Annotated in this window: 29 protein-coding genes and 1 pseudogene; 14 read left to right on the top strand and 16 right to left on the bottom strand. The window is 62.0% G+C overall.

Features of this window, described 5'->3' with window-relative positions; translation table 11 throughout:
• The first annotated feature begins 48 nt into the window (after positions 1–48).
• Complete coding sequence (locus BLR26_RS10720) at positions 49–990, top strand: ZIP family metal transporter (RefSeq protein WP_045195291.1); 942 nt, start codon at positions 49–51, stop codon at positions 988–990.
• Here the strand turns inward: BLR26_RS10720 and BLR26_RS10715 are convergent.
• A complete protein-coding gene (locus BLR26_RS10715) occupies positions 987–1,517 on the bottom strand; it encodes a hypothetical protein (RefSeq protein ID WP_045195293.1) in 531 nt (176 codons plus the stop codon). The genes BLR26_RS10720 and BLR26_RS10715 overlap by 4 nt on opposite strands.
• Before the next feature lie 60 nt (positions 1,518–1,577).
• Positions 1,578–2,102, bottom strand: coding sequence for an ankyrin repeat domain-containing protein (locus BLR26_RS10710; protein WP_045195295.1), 525 nt, complete (start codon positions 2,100–2,102; stop codon positions 1,578–1,580).
• A 274-nt stretch (positions 2,103–2,376) separates the two neighbouring features.
• Between BLR26_RS10710 and BLR26_RS10705 the strand changes: the two genes are divergently transcribed.
• Positions 2,377–2,649: a DUF3509 domain-containing protein gene (locus BLR26_RS10705; RefSeq protein WP_045195296.1), complete on the top strand. Its 273-nt coding sequence runs from the start codon at positions 2,377–2,379 to the stop codon at positions 2,647–2,649.
• A 60-nt stretch (positions 2,650–2,709) separates the two neighbouring features.
• Here the strand turns inward: BLR26_RS10705 and BLR26_RS10700 are convergent, their stop codons facing one another.
• The 3 genes from BLR26_RS10700 to aroC are packed head-to-tail and all read right to left on the bottom strand — an operon-like array spanning position 2,710 to position 5,508.
• Positions 2,710–3,228: an acireductone dioxygenase gene (locus BLR26_RS10700; RefSeq protein ID WP_093380490.1), complete on the bottom strand. Its 519-nt coding sequence runs from the start codon at positions 3,226–3,228 to the stop codon at positions 2,710–2,712.
• On the bottom strand, positions 3,215–4,378 hold the full coding sequence (locus BLR26_RS10695) for an MFS transporter (RefSeq protein ID WP_093380487.1): 1,164 nt from the start codon (positions 4,376–4,378) through the stop codon (positions 3,215–3,217). The genes BLR26_RS10700 and BLR26_RS10695 overlap by 14 nt, the downstream gene beginning before the upstream one ends.
• A gap of 38 nt (positions 4,379–4,416) precedes the next feature.
• A complete protein-coding gene (aroC, locus tag BLR26_RS10690) occupies positions 4,417–5,508 on the bottom strand; it encodes a chorismate synthase (RefSeq protein WP_045195301.1) in 1,092 nt (363 codons plus the stop codon).
• A gap of 133 nt (positions 5,509–5,641) precedes the next feature.
• Between aroC and BLR26_RS10685 the strand changes: the two genes are divergently transcribed.
• Together BLR26_RS10685 and BLR26_RS10680 are read left to right on the top strand one after the other, a co-directional pair.
• Positions 5,642–6,604: an alpha/beta hydrolase gene (locus BLR26_RS10685; RefSeq protein WP_093380483.1), complete on the top strand. Its 963-nt coding sequence runs from the start codon at positions 5,642–5,644 to the stop codon at positions 6,602–6,604.
• Between the two features lie 106 nt (positions 6,605–6,710).
• A complete protein-coding gene (locus BLR26_RS10680) occupies positions 6,711–7,508 on the top strand; it encodes a hypothetical protein (RefSeq protein WP_045195305.1) in 798 nt (265 codons plus the stop codon).
• Positions 7,509–7,553: 45 nt separating this feature from the next.
• Here BLR26_RS10680 and prmB read toward each other — a convergent pair whose 3' ends face one another.
• Positions 7,554–8,462 carry a 50S ribosomal protein L3 N(5)-glutamine methyltransferase gene (prmB, locus tag BLR26_RS10675; protein ID WP_045195306.1) on the bottom strand — a complete coding sequence of 303 codons (909 nt, stop codon included), beginning with the start codon at positions 8,460–8,462 and terminating at the stop codon, positions 7,554–7,556.
• A 189-nt stretch (positions 8,463–8,651) separates the two neighbouring features.
• Here prmB and BLR26_RS10670 point away from each other — a divergent pair, with 189 nt between their 5' ends.
• From BLR26_RS10670 to BLR26_RS10650, 5 genes are all read left to right on the top strand, one after another.
• A complete protein-coding gene (locus BLR26_RS10670) occupies positions 8,652–9,242 on the top strand; it encodes a cysteine hydrolase family protein (protein WP_093380478.1) in 591 nt (196 codons plus the stop codon).
• Positions 9,243–9,318: 76 nt separating this feature from the next.
• Positions 9,319–9,639: a hypothetical protein gene (locus tag BLR26_RS10665; RefSeq protein ID WP_045195308.1), complete on the top strand. Its 321-nt coding sequence runs from the start codon at positions 9,319–9,321 to the stop codon at positions 9,637–9,639.
• Between the two features lie 52 nt (positions 9,640–9,691).
• Positions 9,692–10,249, top strand: coding sequence for a Smr/MutS family protein (locus BLR26_RS10660; RefSeq protein WP_038994072.1), 558 nt, complete (start codon positions 9,692–9,694; stop codon positions 10,247–10,249).
• A gap of 69 nt (positions 10,250–10,318) precedes the next feature.
• On the top strand, positions 10,319–10,864 hold the full coding sequence (gene folE, locus BLR26_RS10655) for a GTP cyclohydrolase I FolE (RefSeq protein ID WP_045195310.1): 546 nt from the start codon (positions 10,319–10,321) through the stop codon (positions 10,862–10,864).
• 59 nt (positions 10,865–10,923) lie between these two features.
• Positions 10,924–11,292, top strand: a complete 369-nt coding sequence (locus tag BLR26_RS10650) for a glutathione S-transferase N-terminal domain-containing protein (protein ID WP_045195311.1) — start codon at positions 10,924–10,926, stop codon at positions 11,290–11,292.
• 4 nt (positions 11,293–11,296) lie between these two features.
• Here BLR26_RS10650 and BLR26_RS10645 read toward each other — a convergent pair whose 3' ends face one another.
• Positions 11,297–11,899, bottom strand: a complete 603-nt coding sequence (locus tag BLR26_RS10645) for a glutathione S-transferase family protein (protein WP_093380476.1) — start codon at positions 11,897–11,899, stop codon at positions 11,297–11,299.
• 147 nt (positions 11,900–12,046) lie between these two features.
• Between BLR26_RS10645 and BLR26_RS10640 the strand changes: the two genes are divergently transcribed.
• Entirely contained in the window at positions 12,047–13,234 is a 1,188-nt protein-coding gene (locus tag BLR26_RS10640; RefSeq protein ID WP_045195313.1) for a benzoate/H(+) symporter BenE family transporter, read from the top strand.
• Positions 13,235–13,251: 17 nt separating this feature from the next.
• Here the strand turns inward: BLR26_RS10640 and BLR26_RS27685 are convergent, their stop codons facing one another.
• The 3 genes and pseudogenes from BLR26_RS27685 to BLR26_RS10630 all read right to left on the bottom strand — a co-directional run bounded on the left by BLR26_RS27685 (position 13,252) and on the right by BLR26_RS10630 (position 16,705).
• Positions 13,252–14,115, bottom strand: coding sequence for a methyl-accepting chemotaxis protein (locus BLR26_RS27685; protein ID WP_371128670.1), 864 nt, complete (start codon positions 14,113–14,115; stop codon positions 13,252–13,254).
• A pseudogene (locus BLR26_RS27680) lies at positions 14,113–14,337 on the bottom strand (HAMP domain-containing protein); the annotation flags it as partial. The gene BLR26_RS27685 and the pseudogene BLR26_RS27680, both read right to left, overlap by 3 nt.
• A 970-nt stretch (positions 14,338–15,307) precedes the next feature.
• Positions 15,308–16,705, bottom strand: coding sequence for an aminotransferase-like domain-containing protein (locus BLR26_RS10630; protein ID WP_093387389.1), 1,398 nt, complete (start codon positions 16,703–16,705; stop codon positions 15,308–15,310).
• 113 nt (positions 16,706–16,818) lie between these two features.
• Here BLR26_RS10630 and BLR26_RS10625 point away from each other — a divergent pair, with 113 nt between their 5' ends.
• Positions 16,819–17,988: an MFS transporter gene (locus BLR26_RS10625; protein WP_093380470.1), complete on the top strand. Its 1,170-nt coding sequence runs from the start codon at positions 16,819–16,821 to the stop codon at positions 17,986–17,988.
• Here the strand turns inward: BLR26_RS10625 and BLR26_RS10620 are convergent.
• Positions 17,981–18,742 (bottom strand): SDR family oxidoreductase, encoded by a 762-nt coding sequence (locus BLR26_RS10620; protein ID WP_093380467.1) that lies wholly within the window; start codon positions 18,740–18,742, stop codon positions 17,981–17,983. The genes BLR26_RS10625 and BLR26_RS10620 overlap by 8 nt on opposite strands.
• Before the next feature lie 230 nt (positions 18,743–18,972).
• On the opposite strand from BLR26_RS10620, the gene BLR26_RS10615 reads away from it, so the two are divergent.
• The gene (locus BLR26_RS10615; RefSeq protein ID WP_093380465.1) at positions 18,973–19,977 is read left to right on the top strand and encodes an NADP-dependent oxidoreductase; all 1,005 of its coding nucleotides are present in this window, start codon (positions 18,973–18,975) and stop codon (positions 19,975–19,977) included.
• Here BLR26_RS10615 and pyrF read toward each other — a convergent pair.
• Positions 19,967–20,668 (bottom strand): orotidine-5'-phosphate decarboxylase, encoded by a 702-nt coding sequence (gene pyrF, locus BLR26_RS10610; protein WP_038994059.1) that lies wholly within the window; start codon positions 20,666–20,668, stop codon positions 19,967–19,969. The two genes, BLR26_RS10615 and pyrF, sit on opposite strands and share 11 nt — an antisense overlap.
• Positions 20,669–20,847: 179 nt before the next feature.
• Between pyrF and BLR26_RS10605 the strand changes: the two genes are divergently transcribed.
• A complete protein-coding gene (locus BLR26_RS10605; protein WP_010224101.1) occupies positions 20,848–21,015 on the top strand; it encodes a DUF2897 family protein in 168 nt (55 codons plus the stop codon).
• Positions 21,016–21,045: 30 nt separating this feature from the next.
• Here the strand turns inward: BLR26_RS10605 and BLR26_RS10600 are convergent, their stop codons facing one another.
• Together BLR26_RS10600 and BLR26_RS10595 are read right to left on the bottom strand one after the other, a co-directional pair.
• On the bottom strand, positions 21,046–21,840 hold the full coding sequence (locus BLR26_RS10600) for an SDR family NAD(P)-dependent oxidoreductase (RefSeq protein WP_093380462.1): 795 nt from the start codon (positions 21,838–21,840) through the stop codon (positions 21,046–21,048).
• A gap of 151 nt (positions 21,841–21,991) precedes the next feature.
• Entirely contained in the window at positions 21,992–22,306 is a 315-nt protein-coding gene (locus BLR26_RS10595; protein ID WP_045195325.1) for a ComEA family DNA-binding protein, read from the bottom strand.
• 220 nt (positions 22,307–22,526) lie between these two features.
• Between BLR26_RS10595 and BLR26_RS10590 the strand changes: the two genes are divergently transcribed.
• Positions 22,527–23,831, top strand: a complete 1,305-nt coding sequence (locus BLR26_RS10590) for a right-handed parallel beta-helix repeat-containing protein (protein ID WP_143013268.1) — start codon at positions 22,527–22,529, stop codon at positions 23,829–23,831.
• 78 nt (positions 23,832–23,909) lie between these two features.
• Here BLR26_RS10590 and BLR26_RS10585 read toward each other — a convergent pair whose 3' ends face one another.
• Positions 23,910–25,148, bottom strand: a complete 1,239-nt coding sequence (locus BLR26_RS10585; protein WP_143013267.1) for an O-antigen ligase family protein — start codon at positions 25,146–25,148, stop codon at positions 23,910–23,912.
• A 26-nt stretch (positions 25,149–25,174) separates the two neighbouring features.
• Positions 25,175–26,554 (bottom strand): undecaprenyl-phosphate glucose phosphotransferase, encoded by a 1,380-nt coding sequence (locus tag BLR26_RS10580; protein WP_176794231.1) that lies wholly within the window; start codon positions 26,552–26,554, stop codon positions 25,175–25,177.
• Between the last annotated feature and the right edge of the window lie 78 nt (positions 26,555–26,632).

Here is a 26,632-nt window from a genome sequence, read left to right as displayed (position 1 = left end):
GCAGCGCTGGTTACACTCGATTGATTGAATTGCCCCAGAGAGGTTCCTATGCCACCCGCCCACAGTCACAGCAGCCCCGCTCCCGTCCCCTTGTGGAACGCCTGGATGCAACAGGCACAAAGCAGCCCGTGGCTCAGCGCAGGTTTGGGCCTGAGCTTGCTGGCGGTGCTCGGCCTGCTGATCGCCAGCGCGTGGAATGCTGTGCATGGCGACCACCAGCAAAACCTGCACATGGCCATGCTCGGCGGCCTCGCCGGATTTGCCGCCACCGCCCTTGGCGCAGTCATGGCAGTGGTGCTGCGCGAGGTCAGCGCGCGCACCCAGGACGTGATGCTCGGCTTTGCCGCCGGGATGATGCTCGCCGCCAGTTCGTTCTCGCTGATTCTGCCGGGCCTCGACGCCGCGCGGGAGATCACCGGCAACGGCCCGTACGCGGCACTGACGGTGGTGGTCGGCATGGGCCTGGGGGTCTTGCTGATGCTCGGCCTTGACCGCTTCACCCCGCATGAGCACGAAAGTACCGGCCCCTGCGGCCCACAGGCGGAGCGGATCAACCGGGTGTGGCTGTTCGTCCTGGCCATCACCCTGCACAACCTGCCCGAGGGCATGGCCATCGGCGTCAGCTTTGCCAACGGTGACCTGAATGTCGGCCTGCCACTGACCAGCGCCATCGCCATCCAGGACATTCCCGAAGGTTTGGCCGTGGCGCTGGCACTGCGCGCCACCGGTCTCTCGACCTTCAAGGCGGCGCTGGTGGCCATCGGTTCTGGTTTGATGGAGCCCATTGGCGCAGTGATCGGCCTGGGTATTTCCACCGGCTTTGCCATTGCCTACCCGGTGAGCATGGGCCTGGCAGCCGGGGCGATGATTTTCGTGGTGTCCCACGAAGTGATTCCGGAAACCCACCGCAACGGCCACCAGACCTCGGCAACCCTGGGCCTGATGGGCGGTTTTGCGGTGATGATGTTCCTCGATACCGCCCTGGGTTAAACGTGCACGGCCACCCGCAGCGCTTCCAGGGCCGGCGCTGCGGCGATGCCGACTTCGGCACACAGCTCCAGCACCCGCGGCAGGTCGTCGTTGCCGACCAGCACCATCTGCAGCTCGTCATCGAGCAACTGGCTGAAGTTCATCAGCACATAGCCGCCGGCTTCCTTGTTCATCGCCCCCATCTGCACCTGGATGCGGTTAAGCGCGGTCAGCGCCTCGACTTTGGCCAGTTGCTTGGGCTTGAGGTTGAACGGCACGCTCTTGTCGAAAGAGTCGGTGATCTGCTGGAACAGGTCCTGATAGCTATCAGCCTGGAACAACACGGTGTCGGGCAGGCTGCCGACGACAATCCACTCACCCAGCGGGATAGGGAAACTGTCGTCGTAGTTGATGTCCGGGTTGGCGGCGAGAAACGCCTGCGGGTCGGCATAGGCCTGGGCGGCTTCGTCGGCGATACGCGCGACTTCGTCCTCGCCCATGCAGCCAGCGCTGATTTTGCCGATGAGTTCGGCCAGTTGGAGTTTCATGAAGGGGCCCTGCGACGCTGAAAAAAGTCGCCAAGGATAGCCGCAAAAGGCCCCGTGGGGTTAGCCGAGCAGCTTGAGCAACTGCTCGGTGGTCTCGGGCGCGCCCATGGTTTGCGCCGCGCCCAGGGCATCGGTGCCACGGGCGTCGCGATGGCGCGGGTTGGCGCCCTGGGCCAGCAGGTAGTCGACAATCACCGTGCGGTTGAACATCGCCGCCATCATCAGCGCGGTGCGTCCATCGGCGGACGCGCCATCGACCTCGGCGCCCTTGTCCACCAGCAACTGGACCATCTCCAGGTTACCCTTGAAGGCCGCGCCGGCAATCGGCAACTGGCCCTTGTCATTGGCGATCTGCGGGTCGGCGCCGTGCTCGAGCAGTACCGCCACGGCATCCAGGTGCCCGTGGTAGCTGGCAAGCATCAGCAAGGTGTCGCCATTGCCATTGCGCAGGTTCACTGGCAAGCCGTTTTCCAGCAAGCGCCCGAGTATCACCGCGTCGCCCTTGCGCGCCCGGTCGAAGACCTCTTCGGCAAACGCTGCCGCCTCGTCGTCGTTCATCGGCGTTGGCCTGCGTTGGTCAGACATGGGGAACCTCCTGGCTATCGGAAAGGCCCAAGTCTTGAGCAGGGAGCGCGGCGGGTCAACGGTGGATAAGTCATGGCCATGACAGAAGAAATCTATTGGCCAAGGCGATACTGCAAAATGCACTGTGCAAAATGCACGACCATGCAGAATGCACGGCACACCTTTCCCAACCAAATCCTAAGCCATTGATTTATAAAGATTTTCTAAAATCAAAAAGCTGGCACAGTCGCTGCACCTGTCACTCCATGTCTGCCACTAACAGTCAGGAGCTGATATGGACCTCATCCAGGAAAAATTCGCCTCGGTATTCTCCGCCTACGATGTCACCACCCAGGCGCGCCCCGATGGCGGAATTCTGCTGACCCTGCGGGCAGCCGACGGTACCCAGACCAAGCGCTCGATTTCTTATGCCCAGCTGCATAGCGCCGAACAACTGTCGTGGGCGATCAGTGCGATTCGCCGCGACCTGGCTGAACAGGCCAGTGAGCTGCCGGTGATTTCGATGCTGCAAAGCCAGCAGCGGTTTGCCTTGCCGACTTATCGGTAACTTCGCGGGGGCAAGCCCGCTCCTACCTGTAGGAGCGGGCTTGCCCCGTGATGGCGTTTATCAGTCGTCAAGCCGCGGGAACATCTTGGCAATCGAATCGCCAGTAAACCGTACAAGCCCACCTTCCGGCCGGTTGAACACCCGGATCGCCACGAACCGCGGCTCCTCGCCCATGTCGAACCAGTGCCGAACCCCTGCCGGCACGCCGATCAAATCGCCCTTCTCGCACAACACCGCATAGATGTAGTCCTCGATCCGCAGGCTGACCAGCCCGCGCCCGGCGGCAAAAAAGTGCAGTCGCTCTTCGCCACAGGTGTGCTCATCGCGCAGGCTGGTATCCGCTTCGCGGCTTACCTCGACACGGGCGTAACCGGTCTCGGCTTTTAGCGCATCGATACTGGCTTGATAAGCGCCGATCAGTTGCTGGTCGCTGGCGCCCGCCTGAATCGGCGCGCCAGCCTGCCAACGGGCAAAACGCACGCCCTGCTCTTGCAGGGTCGCGCCGATGTCCTCCAGGTGAGTCAGAACCTTGTTTGGGGTGTCCGGGGTGGACTGGTGATACACGCTAAGGCTGCTCATCGGGGCAACTATCCTCTTTCATTCGAAGCGCAATGATAACGGCTGCAGCCAGGGCTGCGATGCTGGCAATACTAAAGGTGGTAGCCGGCCCCAGCAGGTTCCAGCTGTAACCCGAATACAGGGCGCCCAAGGCGCCGCCAGTGCCGGCCAGTGCGGCATATAACGCCTGCCCCTGACCTTGCTGGCGGGCCGCGAAGCTGCGTTGCACGAAGGCGATGGCGGCCGCGTGAAAACTGCCAAAGGTGGCCGCATGCAAGAGCTGGGCGAGCAACAGTACGCCCAAATGTTCGGCAAAATTGCCGAGCAACGCCCAACGCACTGCCGCCAGGGCAAAGCTGGCCAGCAGCACCCGGCGCAGCGATACCCGCGCCAGAATCCAGCTCATGGCCAGGAACATCAGCACCTCGGCCACCACCCCCAGCGCCCAGAGCATGCCGATGGTGCCGCGGCTGTAGCCCAGGTGCTCAAGGTGCAGAGTCAGAAAGGTGTAGTACGGGCCGTGGCTCAGTTGCATCAGCGCCACGCACAGGTAAAACGCGGCAACCCCGGGGCTGGACAGTTGCTTGAGAAAGCCGCCGCCGCTGGCCCGCTCATTCTGCCCCGGCGGCTGGGCATTGGGCACCCAGAGGCTGGCCAGGACGATACCGGCCATGATAATCACCAGCGCCAGCGGGTAGATGTCCAGGCTCAGCCAGTCGAACAAGTGGCCCAGGCCGACTACGGTGAGGATGAAGCCGATCGACCCCCACAGGCGGATCTGGCTGTAACGCGCGGTCTGCCCCTGCAGATGGGCCAGGGTGATGACTTCAAACTGCGGCAATACCGCATGCCAGAAGAACGCATGCAGGGCCATTACCAGCGCCAGCCAGGCGTAGCTCTTGGCGAAGAAGATCAGCGAAAAGGTCGCCAGGGTCGACAACGCCCCCAGGCGCACGATCAGCAGGCGCTGGCCACTGCGGTCACCCAGCCAGCCCCACAGGTTGGGGGCCACGCAACGCATCAGCATGGGAATGGCGACCAGCTCGCCGATGCGCGCGCTGGAAAAACCCAGATGATCAAAATACAACGCCAGAAACGGCGCGGTCGAACCAAGCAAGGCGAAGTAGAACAGGTAGAAGCTGGACAGCCGCCAGTAGGGAATCGCCGCCACGGCTCAGCGAGCCGCAGCGCGATTGGCCGAGGCCGGCATTACAGCTGGCCCAGTACCGGGGTGTTCACGCGTACCTCGGCATTCTGCCCGCGATGGCGCAGCAGGTGGTCCATCAGCACGATGGCCATCATCGCTTCGGCGATCGGCGTGGCGCGGATACCCACGCACGGGTCGTGACGGCCCTTGGTGATGACCTCGACCGGGTTGCCATCGACGTCGATGGAGCGGCCCGGGGTGGTGATGCTCGACGTCGGCTTGAGGGCCAGGTGGGCAACGATCGGCTGGCCGGAGGAAATACCGCCAAGAATGCCGCCGGCGTTGTTGCTGAGAAAACCCTCTGGGGTCAGCTCGTCACGGTGTTCGGTGCCGCGCTGGGCGACGCTGGCAAAACCCGCGCCGATCTCCACGCCCTTGACTGCGTTGATGCTCATCAGCGCATGGGCAAGCTCGGCGTCCAGGCGATCGAAGATCGGCTCGCCCAGGCCCGGCATGACACCTTCGGCGACCACGGTGATCTTTGCCCCGACCGAATCCTGGTCACGGCGCAGCTGGTCCATGTAGGCCTCAAGCTCCGGGACTTTGTCCGGGTCGGGGCTGAAGAAGGCGTTCTGCTCCACCGAATCCCAGGTCTTGAAAGGGATTTCGATCGGACCGAGCTGGCTCATGTAGCCGCGTATGCGAATACCCTGGCTGGCCAGGTACTTCTTGGCGATGGCGCCGGCGGCCACGCGCATGGCGGTCTCGCGCGCCGAGCTGCGGCCACCGCCGCGGTAGTCGCGCTCACCGTACTTGTGGTGGTAGGTGTAGTCGGCGTGGGCCGGGCGGAACAGGTCCTTGATCGCCGAGTAGTCCTTGGACTTCTGGTCGGTGTTGCGAATCAGCAAGCCGATCGAGCAACCGGTGGTGCGGCCTTCGAACACACCCGAGAGGATTTCGACTTCGTCGGCTTCCTGGCGCTGGGTGGTGTGGCGGCTGGTGCCGGGCTTGCGCCGATCGAGGTCGTGCTGCAGGTCGGCCAGGGAAATTTCCAGGCCCGGCGGGCAGCCATCGACAATGGCGACCAACGCCGGACCATGGCTTTCGCCAGCGGTGGTGACAGTGAACAGCTTGCCGTAGGTATTGCCGGACATGCAGGACGCTCCGCGAATCAGCCAGATTTGAACAAGGCCGCCAGTATACGCAGGCTAACCATTCAGTTCATCCCTGACGGCGAACCTTCTGCGCTGGCCCCGGTCCAAACCGCACTCTCTAGATAGTGGCCTGATGATGTTGCGTATTGTTGCAGTAATCGCCCTGCTGTTCAGTGGTCTGGTCCAGGCTGCTGCCCCCGTCGTGTTCCAGCGCCCGCTCAGCCTCGATACCGGCAGCGGCGTGCTGCACGGCAGCCTGCTGTTGCCGCGCACCGAGCAGCCGCCACCGGTGGTGCTGATCATTGCTGGCTCCGGGCCGACCGATCGCGACGGTAACAACCCCTACGGCGGCAATACCGACAACCTCAAGCAACTGGCCCTGACCCTGGCGAAAAACAATATCGCCAGCGTGCGCTACGACAAGCGAGGCGTCGCCGCCAGCCTGGCTGCTACGCCGGATGAGCGTGACCTGACGGTGGAACGCTATGTTGCCGACGCGGTGGCCTGGAGCCAGAAAATCAAGGCCGACCCACGCTTCGGCCGCCTGGTCCTGCTCGGCCACAGCGAAGGTGCGCTGATCGCCAGCCTTGCCGCCGAGCACAGCGGCGCCAGCGCGGTGATCAGCATTGCCGGCAGCGGCTGGCCGATCGACAAGGCGCTGCGCGCGCAGATGTTTGACCGCATCCCCGGGCGCTACATGGCCAGTGCCCATGACATCCTTGACCGCTTGAAAAACGGCAAGACTTCTTCCCGCGTGCCGCTGCCACTGCAGGACGTCCTGCGCCCGAGCGTGCAGCCCTACCTGATTTCGCTGTTCCGCCAGGACCCGGCCGAGGCCTTCGCCAAGGTCAAGGTACCGGCATTGATCATCCAGGGCACCCATGACTTCCAGGTCGGTGTCGATAACGCCGAGATCCTCAAGGCGGCCAAGCCGGATGCCGAACTGGCGTTGATCAAGGGCATGAACCACATGCTGCGCATCGCCCCCGAAGAAATCAGCCAGCAACGCGACAGCTACCTTGACCCGCAACTGCCGCAAGCGGCCGAACTTGGCCAGCGCGTTGTCGACTTCATTCAGCGGTTGCCCGCCAGCTGAGGCCAATTCGCAGAAATTACGCCTCCAGTCCAGGCCAATCCTGCCGATAAAGCGGTGCTGGCATCGTCAATGCGACCAGCCCGCTGCGCACATGAGGATTGCCGTGATGACCGAAGCCGCCCCCCAGGACACCGCCGAGACGACTGCCGAGCAGGCAGCAGCGGAAGTTGCCCCCCTGCCCTGGGCCGATGTTACCCCCGAACATTTCCAGATGCTGCGCCTGGCGCCGTTGCCGACCGACCGCAACAGCGGTGCGCGGCCGCTGCGCTTTGTCCAGTACGGTTATGCCGAACGCCACAGCAAGCAGACCAGCCTGCTGCGCATGGCCATCCAGCTGCCGGCGCAAAAAGTGCGCAAGGAACAGAACCACCTCGATGTGTGGGTCGACCATGAAGAAAAGCATGTGACCTTCACGCCCGACACCGGCTTGCAGATCGAGCCGCTGAACCGCGGCCTGGGGCGCTTTCTGCTCAACCAGGCGGTGCAGTGGGCGCAGCGCAAGTGGCCGCACTACCGGGTCGAAGGTGCGGCCCTGCCAAGCAAGGATGCGCTCAACGAAGACACTCGCCTGCGCCGCGACCATGTGCTGCGCAGCCATGGCCTGGAGGTCGAGTACGCCGATGCCCAGCACCTGAAGGGGCGCTTCGTCGATGTCCAGGTTGGCGAGCTAAAAGGCGGCTGGAACACTGACAAGGTGCAGCGGGTCGAGATCCTCGATGCCGCGCAGATGCTGCAACAGGCCGAGCAGACCTTGCAGGAAAAAGAGGCGCAACTGCGCGAGCGTGACGAGCGGGTCAGCAAGTACCGCCGTGAAGACAGCGGGCTGCGTTTTACCATCACTTGCCTGGTGGCCTTTGCGGTGTTTCAGGCGGGGTTGTTGATCTGGATCGCGACTCACCGCTGAATCTATCGCGGGGCAAGCCCGCTCCTACAGGAGCGGGCTTGGTGCTTACACCTTCGAGGCAAACAGCCCCTGGTGCTGGCGGCACTGCTCAGCCGTGAGCATGAACACCCCGTGGCCGCCGCGCTCGAACTCCAGCCAGGCGAAATCCACCTCCGGATACAACGCCTCGACATGCACCTGGCTGTTGCCCACCTCGACAATCAGCAACCCTTTGTCGGTCAGGTGATCGGCCGCTTCAGCCAGCATCCGTCGCACCAGGTCCAGGCCGTCGTTACCGCAGGCCAGGCCCAGCTCCGGCTCGTGGTGATATTCCTCGGGCATGTCGGCAAAGTCTTCGGCATCGACGTACGGCGGGTTGGACAGAATCAGGTCGAAACGCTGACCCGGCAGGCCGGCAAAACCGTCGCCCTGCACTGTATACACGCGCTCTTCCAGGCCATGGCGCTCGATGTTCTGGTTGGCGACTTCCAGTGCCTCGAACGACAGGTCGGCCAGCACCACTTCAGCCTCGGGGAACACTTCGGCGCTGACGATGCCGATGCAGCCGGAGCCGGTGCACAGGTCGAGGATGCGCGCAGGTTCGCTGGCCAGCCACGGTTCGAAGCGTTTTTCGATCAGTTCGCCGATCGGTGAGCGCGGAATCAGCACGCGCTCGTCGACGATGAACGACAAGCCGCAGAACCACGCCTCGCCCAGCAGGTAGGCGGTCGGCACGCGGTCTTCGATGCGGCGCTTGAGCATGCGCTGCAGGTTGACCAGCTCGTCGTCTTCCAGCTGGCAGTCCAGGTAGGCATCGGCGACTTCCCAGGGCAGGTGCACCGAGCCCAGCACCAGCAGCCGCGCTTCATCCCAGGCGTTGTCGGCGCCATGACCGAAAAACAGGCCATGCTCGTGGAAACGGCTGACGGCCCAACGGATATGATCGCGCAGGGTGCGCAAGCGAGAAGTGATCACAACAGACTCCTTGAAAGACGACCTGCGATTCTAACAGCCCGGCAAAAGAAATGATCGGCAAAAACACCCTGTAAGGATATCGCCAGGGTGGCTGCAGGCCACTAACGACGCTGCTTGTACGCGAAGCGATTCACATAACTGCTCAGGCAGGGGACAATAGGGTAAAAGCCCTATCCAAAGGAGCCCTTGATGTCTGTTCCAACGACGATGTTCCACCTCAGCGGCCGCGGCTATCCGCCGGCCAAGCTGAACAACGCCAGCCTGGTGATTATCGATGCGCAAAAGGAGTACCTCAGCGGTCCCCTGGCGCTCTCGGGCATGGACGCGGCCGTGGCCAACATCGCTAAAATGCTCGAGGCGGCCCGCAAGGCCGGGCGCCCGATCATCCACGTGCGTCACCTGGGTACCGTCGGCGGCATGTTCGACCCGCAGGGCCCACGCGGCGAATTCATCCCGGGCCTGGAGCCTGTGGGCGATGAAGTGATCATCGAAAAGCGCATGCCCAATGCCTTCAAGAACACCACCCTGCACGAGACCCTGCAAAAGTACGGGCACCTGGACCTGATCGTCTGCGGCTTCATGAGCCACTCCAGCGTCAGTACCACCGTGCGCCGGGCCAAAGACTACGGCTACCGCTGCACCCTGATCGAGGATGCCTGCGCCACCCGCGACCTGCCGTTCAAGGACGGCGTGATTCCGGCGGCGCAGATCCAGCAGAGCGAGATGGCGATCATGGCCGACAACTTTGCCTGCGTGGCGCCAACCACCAGCCTGATCTGAGCGACCGCCCGGCAGCCGGGCGGAACCACCTCAAGGCTTTTCGGTCCAACGCCGGATATCCATAGAGGAAATCGGAATGAAAATATCCGATGGTTTTGATGCCAAACGCTTGCGCCCACGCACGCCCCGTAACTGGGGCATGCGCCTGGCGGCGGCGTTTTCGGCGTTGCTGGCAACCGCCGGCGTGCTGCTGGCCATGGCCGGCGCCGCCAGCCTGCTGGGCCACCCCGCTGCTCTGGGCGAGCTCAACGCCAACCCGGCCGGCGCCAGCGTCCTGCTGGGCCTTGGCCTGTTGCTGCTGTACCTGGGTGTGTGGTTCTGGCGCCGCAGCCGCTTGCGCCTGCGCCGCAGCCGCGAGCTCAACCTGTCACCGCACCTGATGAAAAAACACGATTGACTGCACGCTTTGGGGGAGTCGCGTAAACTACGCCGCCCTGGCGGAGGCTTACATGCAAGACGACGATTTTTCCCTGTTCAAAAGCGAGATGCGCGGCGTCAAGCCGATCACCCATGATCGCGCCGAAGTCGGCAAACCCAAGGCCGACCGCAAGAAACTGGCAAGCCTGCGCCAGGCCGCGACGGTCCGTAGCGACCAGACCGTGGTCGATGGCCTGTCGGACCAGTTTGTGATTGATGTCGGCCCCGAAGACGATCTGCACTGGAGCCGTGACGGCGTCCAGGAAAGCCAGATGCGCAAGCTCAAGCTCGGCCAGATCGGCTTCGAAGGCAGCCTCGACCTGCACGGCATGACCGTCGAAAAGGCCCGGGAAACACTGTGGGCCTTCCTTGCCGAAGCCACCCGCTTCGAAGTGCGCTGCGTGCGCGTCACCCACGGCAAGGCAGTGCGCCTGGATGGCAAACGACCGATGATCAAGAGCCACGTCAACACCTGGCTGCGCCAGCACCCTCAAGTGCTCGGTTTTACCTCATGTCAGGCCCGCCATGGCGGTACTGGCGCGGTGTATGTCATGCTCAAGCGAACCATGCTCGAAGGCCGTGACGAGTAACGCCGTACTTGCAGCGCCGCCGTCGCCGCCGTACCCTTCGCGTTTGCGATAAATCCCACAGGTAGATCCATGTCCCTGGAACAGAACTACACCGCGATCCTTGGCCAGCTTGGCGAGGATGTCTCCCGCGAGGGCCTGCTCGACACGCCCAAGCGGGCTGCGAAGGCCATGCAGTACCTTTGCCGCGGTTATGAGCAAACCCTGGAAGAAGTGACTAACGGCGCCCTGTTCAGCTCCGATAACAGCGAAATGGTCCTGGTCAAGGACATCGAGCTGTACTCGCTGTGCGAGCACCACATGCTGCCGTTCATCGGCAAGGCCCACGTGGCCTACATCCCTGACGGCAAGGTCCTGGGCCTGTCGAAGGTGGCGCGGATCGTCGACATGTACGCACGCCGCCTGCAGATTCAGGAAAACCTCAGCCGCCAGGTCGCCGAAGCGATCCAGCAGGTCACCGGCGCCCTGGGCGTTGCCGTGGTCATCGAGGCCAAACACATGTGCATGATGATGCGCGGTGTGGAAAAACAGAACTCGACCATGATCACTTCGGTGATGCTCGGCGAATTCCGCGAAAACGCCGCGACCCGCAGCGAGTTTCTCAGCCTGATCAAGTAATCGGGCCAGACTGCAAGCCGACCTTTCGTGGTCGGCTTTTTTTATCCTTTGGAGTTGCCATGATCGTCAAAGCACTGCGTGTGGGCCTCGGCCAGTTGATTGTGTTCGGTGACTGGATCAGCCGCCCGGCCAAGCTCAAGCGCGACCCGGCCGCCCAGGCCCTGGTCGAGCAACAGGCCAAGGGCCTGAGCCTGTACCAGTTTCATGCCTGCCCGTTCTGCGTGAAAACCCGCCGCACCCTGCACCGCCTGAACGTGCCGGTGGCACTGCGCGATGCCAAGAACAACCAACAGGATCGCCAGGCCCTGCTTGCCGAAGGCGGCAAGATCAAGGTGCCGTGCCTGCGTATCGAGGAAGACGGCAAGACCACCTGGATGTATGAATCCAAGGTGATCATCGACTACCTCAACAAGCGTTTTGCCGCCTGATCGCTCAACCGAGCATGGTCACATGCCGGGGATGGCTGGTCACACGCTCCAGCCATGCCTGGATGCCAGGGTAGCCGTCGAGGTCAAAGCCGCCCTGGTGGGCGACATGGGTGTAGGCGTACAGCGCGACGTCGGCGATCGAATAGCGATCACCCACCAGGTAAGGCGTTAGCTGCAGTTGCTTCTCCATCACCCGCAGGGCCTTGTAGCCGCCTTTGTGCAGGGTCTTGTACTCCTCCAGCCGCTCTTGCGGCAGCCCCAGGTAAAACTGGATGAAGCGTGCCACGGCGATGTACGGCTCATGGCTGTACTGCTCGAAGAACTGCCATTGCAGCACCTGGGTGCGCAAGCGCGGTTCGGTGGGCAGGAACTCGCTACCATCGGCGAGGAAGTTGAGAATCGCGTTGGACTCCCACAGGTAGGTGCCATCCTCGAGTTCCAGCACCGGCACCTTGCCATTGGGGTTCATGGTCAGGAACTCAGGGGTTTCCGTCTCGCCCTTGAGGATATCCACCGAATGCCATTCATAAGGCAGGTCGAGCAGGTGCAACATGAGCTTGATCTTGTAGCAGTTGCCCGACTGGTAGTCGCCGTAAACCTTGTACATCGCTCCCCCTCTTCGTAATGCTGAATCGAACCCGCGCCCATAGTTGGCGACTGTACGGCTAATTGCAATGCCTGCTGTATGGCAAAGATCAACAGTACGCACGGTAGTCTGAAAAAACTGCTTACATCCAGAACAAGGAATGCCCCCATGCCCGACGCCACGTCTGCGCAATTGCGCCCTTTGGCCGACTCCTCGCCGTCTGCGGTGGTGGCTGGCTTCATCGCCATGCTCACCGGTTATACCAGCTCCCTGGTGCTGATGTTCCAGGCCGGCCAGGCTGCCGGCTTGACCACGGGGCAGATCTCGTCGTGGATCTGGGCGCTGTCGATCGGCATGGCGGTGTGCAGTATCGGCCTGTCGCTGCGCTATCGCACCCCGATCACCGTCGCCTGGTCGACCCCCGGCGCGGCACTGCTGATTACCAGCCTGGGCGGGGTCAGCTACGGCGAAGCGATCGGTGCCTATGTCACCTGCGCGGTGCTGGTGGTGATCTGCGGCATGACCGGCAGTTTCGAGCGCCTGGTCAAACGCATTCCGGCCTCGCTGGCCTCGGCATTGCTGGCCGGGATCCTGTTCAAGATCGGCAGCGAGATTTTCATTGCCGCCCAGCATCGGACCGCGCTGGTGCTGGGCATGTTCTTCAGCTACCTGTTGATCAAGCGCGTTTCGCCGCGCTACTCGGTATTGGCAGCGTTGGTGGTCGGCACGGTGCTGTCCGGGGCCATGGGCCTGCTGGATTTCAGCGGTTTCAGCCTGGAAGTGGCCACCCCGGTGTGGACCACGCCGAGTTTCTCTCTGGCGGCGACCATCAGCATCGGCATTCCGCTGTTCGTGGTGGCCATGACCTCGCAGAACATGCCCGGTGTCGCCGTGCTGCGCGCCGACGGCTACCAAGTGCCGGCCTCGCCGTTGATCACGGTGACCGGCCTGGCTTCATTGCTGCTGGCACCGTTCGGCTCCCACGGCGTCAACCTGGCCGCCATCAGTGCAGCGATCTGCACCGGCCCGCATGCCCATGAAGACCCCAGCAAACGCTACACCGCGGCCGTCTGGTGCGGGATTTTCTACGGCATCGCCGGGGTCTTCGGCGCCACCCTGGCGGCGCTGTTCGCCGCCCTGCCCAAGGAGCTGGTGCTGTCGATTGCCGCCCTGGCATTGTTCGGCTCGATCATGAATGGCCTGACCGTGGCGATGAACGAGGCCAGGGAGCGCGAGGCGGCGCTGATCACCTTCATGGTCACCGCCTCTGGCTTTACCCTGTTCTCGATCGGTTCGGCATTCTGGGGGATCGTCGCCGGGGTGCTGACCTTGATGATTCTCAACTGGCGTAAATAGTCGTAGGGACGCCGCTCCTACAGGCGAAAATGCCCGACCATCCCCTTCAAGTCATTGCCCAACTGCGCCAGCTCGATACTTGAGCTGGCGTTGCCCTGCATGGCCAGCGCCGACTGATCGGCGCTGCTGCGGATCTGGGTGACACTGCGGTTGATCTCTTCGGCCACCGAGCTTTGCTGCTGCGCCGCCGCGGCAATCTGCTGGTTCATCTGCTGGATCAACGATACCGCCGCGGCAATGCTGCCCAAGGCGCTTTCCGTATGCAGGGCATCGCTGACGGCCAGCTTGACCAACTCGGCACTGCCCTGGATCTGCGCCACCGAGGCCTGGGCACCGCTGCGCAAGCTGCTGACCAGGCGCTCGATCTCCTCGGTCGATTGCTGGGTACGCCGGGCCAGTGCCCGCACCTCGTCGGCGACCACGGCAAAACCGCGGCCCTGCTCGCCGGCCCGCGCGGCCTCGATGGCGGCGTTGAGCGCCAGCAGGTTGGTCTGCTCGGCGACGCTCTTGATCACTTCCAGCACCTGGCCGATGTTCTGCACTTCGCTGCTGAGGTTGTCGATGCTCTGGCTGGCTGATTCAGCAGAGCTCGCCAGTTGCTCGATGCGCTGCATGCTCTGGCGCACCACCTGCTGACCGCTCTCGACCTTGTCGTCCGCCGTTTGCGCCGCCAGGGCAGCCTCTTCGGCGTTGCGCGCAACATCATGCACGGTAGCGGTCATCTGCTGCATGGCGGTAGCCACCTGCTCGGTCTCATCCTTTTGGCTGTTGACCTCGCGATTGGTTTGCTCGGTAACCGCCGACAGCGACTGAGCATTGCTCGCCAATTGCTCGATACCGTTTTGCAGGCCACTGACGATGGCGCTCAAGCCCGAGCCCATCTGCTGCATGGCCAGCATCAGCTGACCGACCTCATCACGCCGATCGATACTGATTTCACCACGCAGGTCACCGGCGGCTATCTGCTGGGCGCGGCCCATCACCTGGCGCAACGGCCCGACCACCGCACGGGTGATCAGCCAGGCCGCCAGCACCCCGACCAACAGCGCCAACAGCGCAGCGCCAAGGATCAGCACGGCATTGCGCTGCAGCTCGCCTTGCATGGCCTGGTCTTCAGCGAGCCGGGCCTGGTCGACCTGGCGGGTGACCTGTTCGGCACGCGCTTGCAATTGCTGCTTGAGCTGCTGCTCACGGCCAAGCAGGTCGGTGTATTCAGCAAGTTTTTCAGTGAAACTGGCGATGTGCGTGCTGACCTCGCCGAGCACGGTCTGATAGCCAGCGTCGGTCACCGCGGTTTTCAATTGCTCGACCAGTGCTGCTGCCTGCTCGGTCTGTTCGATGCGGCCCTGGCGGGCATCGTCGGCGCCCTTGCGATTCTGCTCAAGACGCACGCGCGCTTCGTCCATGGCCTGCAGCATCAGCCGTGCGACTTGTGCCACCTGCCCGGCTTGCTCGACGAACTCGGCGCCCTGCTGGCCCTGGGTGTCCTTCAGGGTATAGGTGCCGTCATCGGCGAGCCCGGACTGCAGCACATCCAGGTTGTTCGCCACGCTTGAGACCGACCAGCTGGCCATGTCCAGCGCCAGCTCCTTGGCCTGGGTCAGTTCGACGAACTGGTCAAAGGCCTGGCGGTAGTCGTTCAGCGCCTGTTCGACGCCGCTCAGTTGCACCAGCGTCCGGGCTTGCTCTTGCAGGGCCTCGAGGCGCTGGTGCACCGCGTCTACCGACTTGGGATCGGAGCGCAGGGCGAATGCCTGTTCCTGCAAGCGGGTATCGAGCAGCGCGGTATTGAGCGCCGCCATCTGCTTCAAGCCATCGAAGCGCTGCCCGACGCCGTGCAGGGCGGCAACCCCCGCTGCCGCCACCACCGCCGTCAGCAGTAGCACCAGGGCAAAGCCCAGCCCGAGTTTGCGGGCCATGCCCAGGTTGGCGAAAAAACCACGCTTGGCCGAACTCATCGCACTACCCCCTGCTGCCCGCAAATGCATCAAGCCTCAAGAGTGGCAATGGCACGGCCAGCGGCACAAGATCCCGGCGTCGGAATAATGGCAAAAAGCTACAGTTGCGTCGTTTTCAGGACTGCCGAGGTCGTCCGGCGCGCTGAAAGAACGCCTGCGCGCGCTGGTCCTGGGCATAGGCGACATTAATCCGCAGCCAGTCACAGGCAGCGCCCTGGGGGTCAAAGGCACTGCCCGGCGCCAACAGCACCGAACAGGCCTGGGCCTCGCGGCTGAGCTCGGCAAAACTGCGTCCCGGGCAGCGCGCCCAGACAAACATGCCGCCATAGGGCTCGGTAAACACCTCCCAGCCATAGGCCTCCAGTTGGCCCAGCGCCTTGGCCATGTGCTGGGCCAGGCGCAGGCGCAGACGCGCCGTGCTTTTGCGGTAGCTGCCGTTGCCGAGCATTTGCGCCACCACCTGCTCGGTAAACCGCGAAGTCCCCAGGCCACTGACCATTTTCAATTCCGCCAGGCGCGCAACCAGTTCCGCCCTGGCCACCAGGTAGCCAACCCGCAGCGAACTGCTCAGGGTCTTGGAAAAGCTCGCCAGGTAAATCACCCGCTGTTCAGCGTCCAGGGTTGCCAGACGCGTCACCGCACCGTCCTGAAAGTCCGCGTAGATGTCGTCCTCGATGATCAGCAGGTCATGTTCGCGTGCCAGCTCCAGCAAGCGATAGGCGACCTTGGGCGACAGGCTGCTGCCGGTGGGGTTCTGGTACAGGCTGTTGATGTACAGGCAACGTGGCCGGTGCTGCTTGAGCAGCGCCTCGAGCACCTGCAGATCAGGCCCCTGCGGGGTACGCGGCACTTCGAGCATGTCGACGTGATGCTGGCGCAACAGGCTGTAGAGGTTGTAGTAGCCCGGGCTTTCCACCAGCACCTTGTCGCCGGGCTTGAGCAACGTGCGCACCAGCAAATCCAGGGCATGGCTGGCGCCCTGGGTGGTGAGGATCTGCTCGGGCGCGGCGTCGATGCCGATCTGCCCCAGGCCCTTGTGCAGCTGGGTACGCAGGCTGGCCAAGCCCAGCGGCGGGCAATAGTCGATCAAGTCCTCGACCGCGCCGCGGCTGACCTGGCGCAGCGCCTGGGCAATGGCTTCGGTAGCGCGCCAGCTGGAAGGTACCCAGCCACAGCAGAGCTTGAGCAACTCGCCGGGGTCATCGGTGAACTGCTGCCAGCGGCTGTCGAAGGCCTCGTCATGGATCGGCTGATCAACCAGCGACGCCTGCAGGCGCTGTTCGGCGACGAAGAATCCGGCGCCATGGCGCGCCTGCAGCCAGCCCGCCGCCACCAACCGGTCGTAGGCTTCGATCACGCAGGACTGGCTGACACCCTGCTCGCGGGCCAGTTGGCGAATCGACGGCAAGCGGCTACCCGGGCGCAGGCGCTGGTGTTCGATCCAGGCCTGCAATTGCTCACTCAGTTGCTGCACGAGCGGGCGGGAGGAGTGGCGATCGAGGCTCAGGTGCATGGCAAAGTGTTCGCTGATTTTATCCGAACAGTTAACCACAAAACCCTCGCCAGTGTGCCTTGTGACGCCCAGGCGATCACCGGATAGTCGGCCCATCGACAAGGAGCCGAACCATGCCCACCCCGCGCCACCCCGCCCTCCTGGCCTTCGCCCTGTGCCTGATCACCTTTGCGGTCAACCTGCAGGCACCGCTGTACACCGCTTACGCCGAGCTTTCCGGTGAGGGCGCCGGGGCCACGGCCATGGCCTTCTGCGGGTATGTGCTGGGGGTAATCCCGGTACTGCTGTTGCTCGGTGGCCTGGCCGACCGGGTCGGGCGGCGGCCGCTGATCCTCATCGCCCTGGCCCTGTCGATGCTTGCCACCTTGCTCATGCTCTTGGCGCCGGGGCTAAAGACCCTGGGCCTGGCGCGCCTGCTGCTGGGCATCGGCACTGCGCTGGCGTCGGCCACCGGCACTGCCTACATGGGCGAACTGATGCACGGCGGCGACAACCGCCATGCCGCCACCTGGGTCACCGCCAGCACTTCGCTGGGCTTTGGCCTCGGCGCGGCGCTGACCAGCCTGTTCCTGCTCAGTGGCCCAAGCCTGACCCCGGGCAGCTTCCACCTGCACCTGGCGCTGGCCTGCCTGGCGATGCTGGCGGTATGGCAATTGCCCGACCGGCGCCTGGCCCCACCTGCCGCGCTGTTGCGCCTGCCCTGCTACCCGGCCGGCAGCCTGCCCTACGGTTTGGCAATTCTGCTGGCCTGGGCCTGTGTCGGCCTGGTGATTGCCTTGCTGCCGTCGATCCTCAAACAGCATGGCCTGGCCAACTGGTCGGGGTTCTCGACCTTTTGCGTGATCAGTTGCGGGTTGTTGTTCCAGCCCCTGGCCAAGCGCCTGGCGCCGGTGCGGGCCACGGCCATTGGCCTGGTGATCTTGCCCTGCAGCTACGCGCTGCTGGCCTGGGGCGCCGACAGCGGCGCGCTGGCGGCAGTGCTGCTGGGCACCATCGCCGCCAGCAGTGCCTGTTATGGCTTTATTTACCTGGGCGGGCTGTCAGCGGTGAACACCCTGGCGGGCGAGGAAAAAACCCGCGCCAGCGCAGGCTTCTTCCTGTTGGCCTACATGGGCTTCAGCCTGCCAGTCATCCTTACCGGGCTGCTGGTCGATCGCCTCGGCCCGGGTAATGCCCTGCTGGTGTTCGGCCTGGTGTTAGTGGTTGGCTGCCTGCTGGTGGGCCTGGCCCTGGCACGCAGCCACAAGGCGCTCGCTCTGCCTGCGCTGGCAGGCGTCAAATAGCCGTGGCGCCGCCATCGACTGCCAGGGCCTGGCCCGTTGTAAACGCCGCACCATCGCTGCACAGGTAAAGCACCGCACTGGCGATCTCCTCGACCTTGCCGATGCGCCCGACCGGGTGCATGGCAGCGGCGAACTCGGCCTTGCGCGGGTCGGCCTCATAGGCGCGGCGGAACATGTCGGTGTCGATCACCGCTGGGCACACGGCGTTGACGCGAATCTTCTTCTTGGCGTACTCGATGGCCGCCGATTTGCTCAGGCCGATCACCGCATGCTTGGAAGCGCTGTAGATGCTCATCTTCGGCGCGGCGCCAAGGCCGGCCACCGATGCCGTATTGACGATGGCGCCGCCGCCCTGGGCGAGCATCAACGGCAACTGGTACTTCATGCACAACCACACACCCTTGACGTTGACGCCCATGATCGCGTCGAACTCGGCCTCGCTGCCTTCGGCCAGGCGGCCCTGCTCGATCTCGATGCCGGCGTTGTTAAAGGCGTAGTCCAGGCGCCCGTAAGCCTCGACCGTGCGCCCCATCAACTGCCGCACATCGGCCTCGCGGGTGACGTTGCAACTGACGAACAGCGCCTCGCCGCCGCTGTTGCGGATCAGCTCGACCGTGCCTTCGCCACCTACGGCCTCAAGGTCGGCCACCACCACTTTCAACCCCTCGGCGGCAAACGCCAGCGCCGTCGCCCGGCCAATCCCCGCAGCACCACCGGTGACCAGGGCAACCTGGCCAGAAAAACGCATGCTCATCGCTAGCTCCTGCAACAAAGTGAGGTCAGTGATCAGGAGTCTAGGCAGCGATCAGCGCCATTGGGCAGCATCATCAGGGCGCCGGTTGGTGCACTATCGGCCTGGGTGATTGTCTTCCCCCGGATCGATCAGCGCAGTGGATTACCGTGCATTCGCCAGGCGGGTAAACCTTGCCGCCTGGCCAAACAAGGTCTATCAACAAGCATTGCCCTTCAATCGAGAGCCTTGCCATGACTGCCCAGACCAACCGCCGCTTCCTGCTCGCCAAACGCCCGACCGGCGCCGTGACCCGCGACGACTTCAGCTACGAACAGGTGCCGGTGGCCGAACCTGGCGAAGGCCAGATCCTGGTAAAAAACCTGTATCTATCCCTGGACCCGGCCATGCGCGGCTGGATGAACGAAGGCAAGTCGTATATCCCGCCAGTGGCCCTGGGCCAGGTGATGCGCGCCCTGGGCGTCGGCGAGGTGATTGCCTCGAAACACCCGGGCTACGCCGTCGGCGATCACGTCGACGGCGCACTGGGTATCCAGGACTATTTTGTCGGCGAGCCCCAGGGCTTCTACAAGATCGATCCGAAACTGGCGCCGCTGCCGCGCTACCTGTCCGCGCTGGGCATGACCGGCATGACCGCCTACTTCGCCCTGCTCGACGTCGGCACCCCGAAAGAAGGCGATACCGTGGTGATTTCCGGTGCTGCGGGCGCGGTCGGCAGCATTGCCGGGCAGATCGCCAGGCTCAAGGGCTGTCGTGTAGTGGGTATCGCCGGCGGCAGCGAAAAGTGCCAGTACCTTAAAGATGAACTGGGCTTTGACGGGGTCATCGACTACAAGGCAGAGGACGTCCTGGAAGGCCTCAAGCGCGAATGCCCGAAAGGCGTCGATGTGTTTTTCGACAACGTCGGCGGCGAGATTCTCGATGCCGTGCTCAGCCGTCTGAACTTCAAGGCGCGAGTGATCATCTGTGGCGCCATCAGCCAGTACAACAACAAGCAGGCGGTCAAGGGCCCGGCCAACTACCTGTCACTGTTGGTCAACCGTGCACGCATGGAAGGCTTCGTGGTCATGGACCATGCCGCCAACTACGGTAAGGCGGCACAGGAGATCGCCGGCTGGCTGGCAACCGGCAAGGTGAAGAGCAAGGAGGATGTGGTCGAAGGCCTGGAAACCTTCCCCGAGACACTGTTGAAGCTGTTCAGCGGGGAAAATTTCGGCAAGCTGGTGCTTAAGCCCTGATCTCGGCGACCACTGCTGCCAGCGCCTGGGCAGGGTCGGCGGCCTGGCTGATCGGGCGACCGATCACCAGGTAGTCGGAGCCGGCATCCAGGGCCTGGCGCGGGGTCAGGATGCGGCGCTGGTCGTCCTGGGCGCTGCCGGCCGGGCGAATGCCCGGGGTCACCAGTTGCAGTGACGGGTGCGCAGCCTTCAGTGCCGGCGCTTCCAGCGCAGAGCACACCAGGCCGTCCATGCCGGCCTTCTCGGCCAGGGCCGCCAGGCGTAGCACCTGCTCCTGCGGCTCGATGTCCAGGCCAATACCGGCCAGGTCTTCGCGCTCCATGCTGGTCAGCACCGTCACGCCGATCAGCAGCGGCTGCGGGCCGCTGCGCTGGGCCAGCACCTCACGGCAGGCCGACATCATGCGCAGACCACCGGAGCAGTGCACGTTGACCATCCACACGCCCATCTCCGCGGCGGCCTTGACGGCCATGGCGGTGGTGTTGGGAATGTCGTGGAACTTCAGGTCGAGGAACACTTCGAAGCCCTTCTCGACCAGGGTTTCGACAATGCCCGATGCGCTGCTGGTGAACAGCTCCTTGCCGACCTTGACCCGGCACAGGGCAGGATCGAGCTGATCGGCCAGCTTCAGGGCGGCGTCACGGGTAGGGAAATCCAGGGCGACGATGATGGGCGTCTGGCAGGCGGACATGGGCGGGTCTCTTGGCAAGTCTTGAACGGCGCGCATTGTAAACGAAGCGGCGGCCCGTGGGGGGCCGATGATCGCGAAATGGCCGCGGCCCACCCCTGCCCCTATAATTGAACCAATGAATGATGCTTTGGCTCCAATTTAGTGAAGCAGTGTCATTTGCTGTTTAAAAGGAGAATTACATGCCCTGGTATGCCTGGTTGATTCTGGTGCTCGCAATCGGCTCCATCGTCGGTGGTCTGATGTTGCTGCGCGATACCGCAAAAAAGCTGCCCCTGACCGAGGAGCAGCTCAAACGTGTGCATGAGCGCAATGCCGAGATGGATGCCAAGGATGCGCAGGATCGCTGAGCCTTCTGCACGGCCCGGCAACGCACGGCGTTACTTGTAGCGCGCCGCCGCCGAACTGCGCGAAAGATTCGGCCCCAGCGCATCCCGCGCCTTGATATACGCCTGCCAATCCGCCGCTTGCGGCAATGAAGGAATGGTTACCAGCTCGTTCTGGTCCAGCCCGCTCAGTGCCGCGTCAACCATCTCCCCTACTTCCATCACCATCTGCGGGTCGATCTGGTTCACGTCAAGGCCTGAACGCTCGAAGATTTCCGTACGGGTCACCCCGGGCAGTACAGCCTGAACCTGTATCCCCTTGTCTTTCAACTCACCGCTCAGCGTCTGGGTCAGGCTCAGGACATAGGCCTTGCTCGCGCTATAGACGGCGTTGAACATTTCCGGCGCCAGGGCCACGACTGAAGCGATGTTGATGAGGGTCCCCCGGCCGGCGTTGGCGAACTGTGTCGCAGCAGCAGAAGCCAGGCGGGTGACAGCGACGATGTTGAGTGCGACCACTGCATCGATCTGTTGCGCGGTAACCTCCGCCAGGGTGCCATGCAGGGCGATGCCAGCATTGTTGACCACTACCGCAATGCGGTGGTCGTCACGCAGACGCTTCTCGACCCGGGCAAGGTCGGCGGCTTCGACAAGGTCCGCAGTCAGCACTTCGACACTTACGCCATGACGAGCCTGCAACTCATTCGCCAGCGCCTGCAGGCGTTGGCCGTCCCGTGCGACCAGAAGCAGGTCGTGCCCGCGTGCAGCCAGGCGCTCGGCGTAGACAGCACCGATTCCTGACGATGCACCGGTGACCAGTGCCGTAGTGGTTAATGAAGAATTCGACATGACAGTGATCTCCAAAGGCTCGACGAAAGAGAGGAACAAGTGCGCCAGATAAAAATATTATGATCATAATATTTTATCAACCCGAGCCGACCAAAGGCATCGCACAGCCAAGAAAAAGCCGGTCAATGACCGGCTCCTTCCCTGTGGGTGATCAATTGACCGTGAGCTTGTCCCGATTGCGATCCAGCAGTGCCTTGCCAATACCCTTGATTTCGAGCAGTTCATCCACCGAGGTGAAGGCGCCGTGCTCATCACGGTAGGCGACGATGGCTTCGGCTTTGGTTTTGCCAATGCCGGTCAGGGTGGTTTGCAGGGTTGTGGCATCGGCCTGGTTCAAATCGAGCTTGGCAACCGGCAAAGTGACCATGGCGGCCGTCGGCTCGACTTGTGGTTGCGCCGCCATTGCCGAAAGCGAGACGGCAGTAAACAGTGGCAGAAAGAGGTACGACAGGACGGTGTTGCGCATGGGGAAACTCCTTGGCTATGAATTTGCAGAGCAGCATTTCCTTGGCTGCTACCGAAACCTAGACCGGCAAGAGAGTCGGCGCAAATGTGTCCACAGCGGATTGTTTTACCAAACAAGTCTCAACAGTATTCGAGCGTAGCTGTAGCACAAACGCTTGTGCAAACGCGCCCCACTACAACAGATGTAGTAAACTCCCGCGCACTTTGTGAGGGGGAGTCAAATGCGTAGAAGGGAATTTATTGTTGGCCTGGGCGTGGTTGCCCTGGCAGGGATCGCCACGAAAGTTATTGTTTCGGGTTCGTCGAATGCACTTAAAACACCAACCGGCATGGACTGGCTGCCGTTTGACTTGCTGGCCCTGAATGCCGATGGAACCGTTACAGTAAGTAAAGACGCGGCCAAGATCATGGACAAGATTTCCATGCTGCCGTCGGCCGATGCCGAGTCGCTGGCAGCCGGCGCGCATGATCCTTTCCAGATCCGCATCGACAACGGCTCGGGTGCCAGTGCTCGCAGTTTCATTGGCGCCAGCAATCCAAACCAAGGCCCGTTTGACCTGAGCAAGCTGACCGTCATCCGCGCGCCGGGGCCTGAGCCCAAAGCGCTGGACTGGGCCCAGGGCGGCAAGTTTTACCGCGCGTTGATTCCGGCCGGCTCCGATCCACGGGCCGTTACTGTATCGAATGTGCTGGACGAATACTCCCGGCCAAAGCCGCTGCGCGAGTTCGCCGACCTGGAACAGGCTGGCGAGGAAGGCTGGTTCTTTGATCAGAAAGAACGCACGCTCTATGTCAGCAAAAAACTTGCAACTAATGTCAACGCACTGAAAGATATCCTCGGCATTGTGTATCGCCAGCCCGGCACTACTACAATGCGCGTACAAGGCGGTGAAGCCTATTTCGAAAACCTATTGTTCCTCGGTGTCCTGCCGTGGGTACTGAATGCCTCTGGCCTGGTGTCCAAGGCGGTCTTCAAGAACTGCGCGTTCTGGTATTCCCCGGGTTCAGGTATCGCCAACGAAGGCGGCTATGTTGTTCTCGATGGCTGCGAAATCTATCGTAGCCGCGACCATGGTTTGGTCTCACGTAAAAGCGGTGATACCCAACCCAAGCACATCGTTATCAATACCAAGGTTAGGTACGCCGGCGATGTAGATACATACGGCTCCACGCGTAACAGCCAAAGCGGTTTATCGATGAATGATAGCGGGCTGGCCGTCATCATGGGCTGTGACATTCGCAAATCGTTTGGCCCTAATATCGTCGACAGCGGTGCCGGCGCCGGTAGCCAAGGCATCTCCTGGTGGTATGGCGTGCACTGCGAGGAAAGTCTGGGGACGCATCCGATGAACTTCGGAGCTCAAGGTGTACGCACCGTCTGGATGGAACATTGCAGTGAAGGCAACACCAAGGGGACGTCAGTGCGGGTTGCCGGTGAAGGCACGGTACTCCATCACGCCAATAATACAGTCGGCAAGTTTGTAAGCGATAAAGGCGGTCAAGTACTGCATTTCAGCGAAGTTTAAGTAGTTCGGTACATGCGTATAAAAAAGTCGCCTGCGGGCGACTTTTTTATACCAACAATATCGACAGTCACATTGACTTCAGTCGTTCTTGGCGCAACGTTCAAGCCCTCTGCCCCGCTGGGTAACGGCAAGCAGTACCGCCAATGGCAGCCAGACAATAGTCCAGTAATCCCCTGGCCGCGTGTAGATCCTTTCTACGTCTGTAAGCATGACAATCAGCGCATAGCACAACGCTGGCAACGCCAGACATACCAATGGATCATGGCGCATTTTCCAGGCTTTTTTCATAACGCAGCCGAGTCCCGCCAATAAAAGCCCCACTGCAACCAACCCGCTGTCATACACCTGCTGTAGATAAAGGCTGTGGGCATGGGGTGAGACTGTCTTGCCGTCCGGCCAATGGTAAGCAAAGGGCGTACCGAGCCCATGGCCTGCGATCCATGAGCCTGACATGCTCGAAAAAAAATACTCCCAGATGGGGCTACGACCAGAAAGCCGGCGCGTCAGAAGCTCGTTTAGCAAGTGATCTTTCCAGATAAGAGCAGCCACCAGCCCGACAGCCAGGCCCACGCTAAACAGCCACCACCCTAGCCTTGAGCGCTGGAGGAGGATTGCCAACAAGCAACTTGCCGCCAGCGCAATCCACGCACCTCGTGCATAGGTTAAGAGCACATAGGCCGCAAGCACCATAAACACCAGCATCCAGACAACGGCCTTGCGTAGCGACGCCGTTCTATCAACAGCGAGGGCAAACGCCCAACTGGCGATGGCACCATGGAACATCCCGGCGGCCACAGGATAACGGTAATTGGCAAATTCACCGATCCCCAGTCGATCCAGCCGAAAAGCACGGTAGTGAAAGGAGCGATCAAGCCAGTAAAACTGAAAGTACAGGGTCGCCAAGGCACCGAGTGCAACCACGATCACCGCACCAGATAACACCCTGCGAAACACCTGAGGCGAACTATCGACAAGCATATGTACCGCGACCATGAACAACGCTATAAATAGGCCGCGCTTGGCTAACGCGAGGGCATCCACTTCACTGCCCGATGACCACAGTCCGGAAAGCGCCACCCAAACCAGGTAACTCGCCCACACCCAATAACACACACCTGGCAGCCGGGCCCTTCTGGTCGCGACAACGGCCACCAGGTAAATCAGGGCTGGCAACAGCAAGAAGAAATACACCTGACTGTTACGCGCGCTCCCTGAGGTCAACCATACCTTGCCACTGATCAGCACGAACAAGCCCAGTGCCAACACCCAGCCTGTCAGGTACCGCCAACGACTGTCATCATTCCAGTAGCTACCCATGGTCAGCACTCACATCAAACCGCCTTCTAGAACGCATTTTTGTTGATGAACCCCTTGAACACGGTGCTGGCAATGATCTTCAGGTCCAGCCACAGCGACCAGTTATCGATGTACCAGAGATCATGCTCCACCCGCTTCTGCATCTTCTCGAGGGTGTCGGTTTCACCACGAAAACCGCTGACCTGAGCCCAACCGGTGATACCCGGCTTGACTTTGTGCCGCTGCATATAAGACTCGACCAGGTCCTTGTAATACTCGTTATGTACCAGTGCATGAGGACGTGGCCCGACCAGAGACATGCGCCCCTGAAGGACATTGAAGAACTGTGGCAGTTCGTCAAGGCTGGTGCGCCGCAAGAACGCGCCCACTTTGGTCACACGCATATCGTTGCGCGTCGCCTGGGTTACGTCCTTGTCATCGTGGACGACCATCGAACGGAACTTGTACACCTTGAAGCGCACCCCATTGATCCCGGTGCGGTACTGCTTGAACAACATCGGGCCAGGCGAGCTGAGCTTGACCACAATGCCGATGACGGCACATACCGGCAGGATCATCAGACTGATCAGGCCGCCGACCACCAGATCTTCCAGGCGCTTGACGATCTGCGCCGGCCCGTCGATCGGACTGCAGCTCAAGTCCAGCGAATACAGCCCGGCAATGTAGCTGACACGATGATTGAGCAAGCGGATATCGCCCCACTCCGGAATGAAGCGTACTGCCACCGTGTGATGCCTCAAGGCGTACATTACCGCCTGAATACCGCCGCCCTCGCTAAGCGGCAAGCACAGCCAGACTTCATGAGCCCCATGCCTTTCAACTTGTTCGACCAGCTCGGCCAACCAGCTTTCGTCTGCCCGATAGTTGAAGGACGTCGCCACCTTGAAGCCAAACTCGTTCAACTTGCGTGTACGGTTCAGGCGCCGTGCCGTTTCACCACCGGTGTCTACCAGCAAAACAGACTTCAGGTTCATCCCCGAAGATCGCAGCTGGCGCAAGACCAGATAAACGATCACACGAAACGACAGGCTAAATACTGCGCCCAGAATCAAGGTCGAAGAAAACCATATCCGCGAGTAATTACCCGACACTTTCAAGAAGAATGACAGCGACAACAAGATACCCGCAGCAAGACACCAGCACGCCAGAAGGATGCCCAATTGCCGCCAGATGGACACGCCGCGTTGCGACCCATAGCCGCCGCCAAAGGTAATACACAGCACAACGACTGCCGCAATGAGCAAAGTCGTGGTGTTATAGCGCCCTGCCATGTCAAACGTTGTAAATCGATAATCGTGGGCAAGCAAGGAGGCCACAATAACAATCAACATATCCAGCAACGCTACAACGAACGGTACCGGATAGCGCTCTGAAAACGTGGGCTGATAACGATTGATCAGTTCCATACCCTACACATCCTCCCCCATTCCGGAGCCTGACGGCCTCTTGGCCGCGCCCCGGAAGTCCTATAAAAATGTTGCTTG

The sequence above is a fragment of the Pseudomonas sp. UC 17F4 genome, from assembly GCF_900101695.1.
Classification (GTDB): domain Bacteria; phylum Pseudomonadota; class Gammaproteobacteria; order Pseudomonadales; family Pseudomonadaceae; genus Aquipseudomonas.
This window is presented reverse-complemented; position numbering and strand designations above follow the sequence as displayed.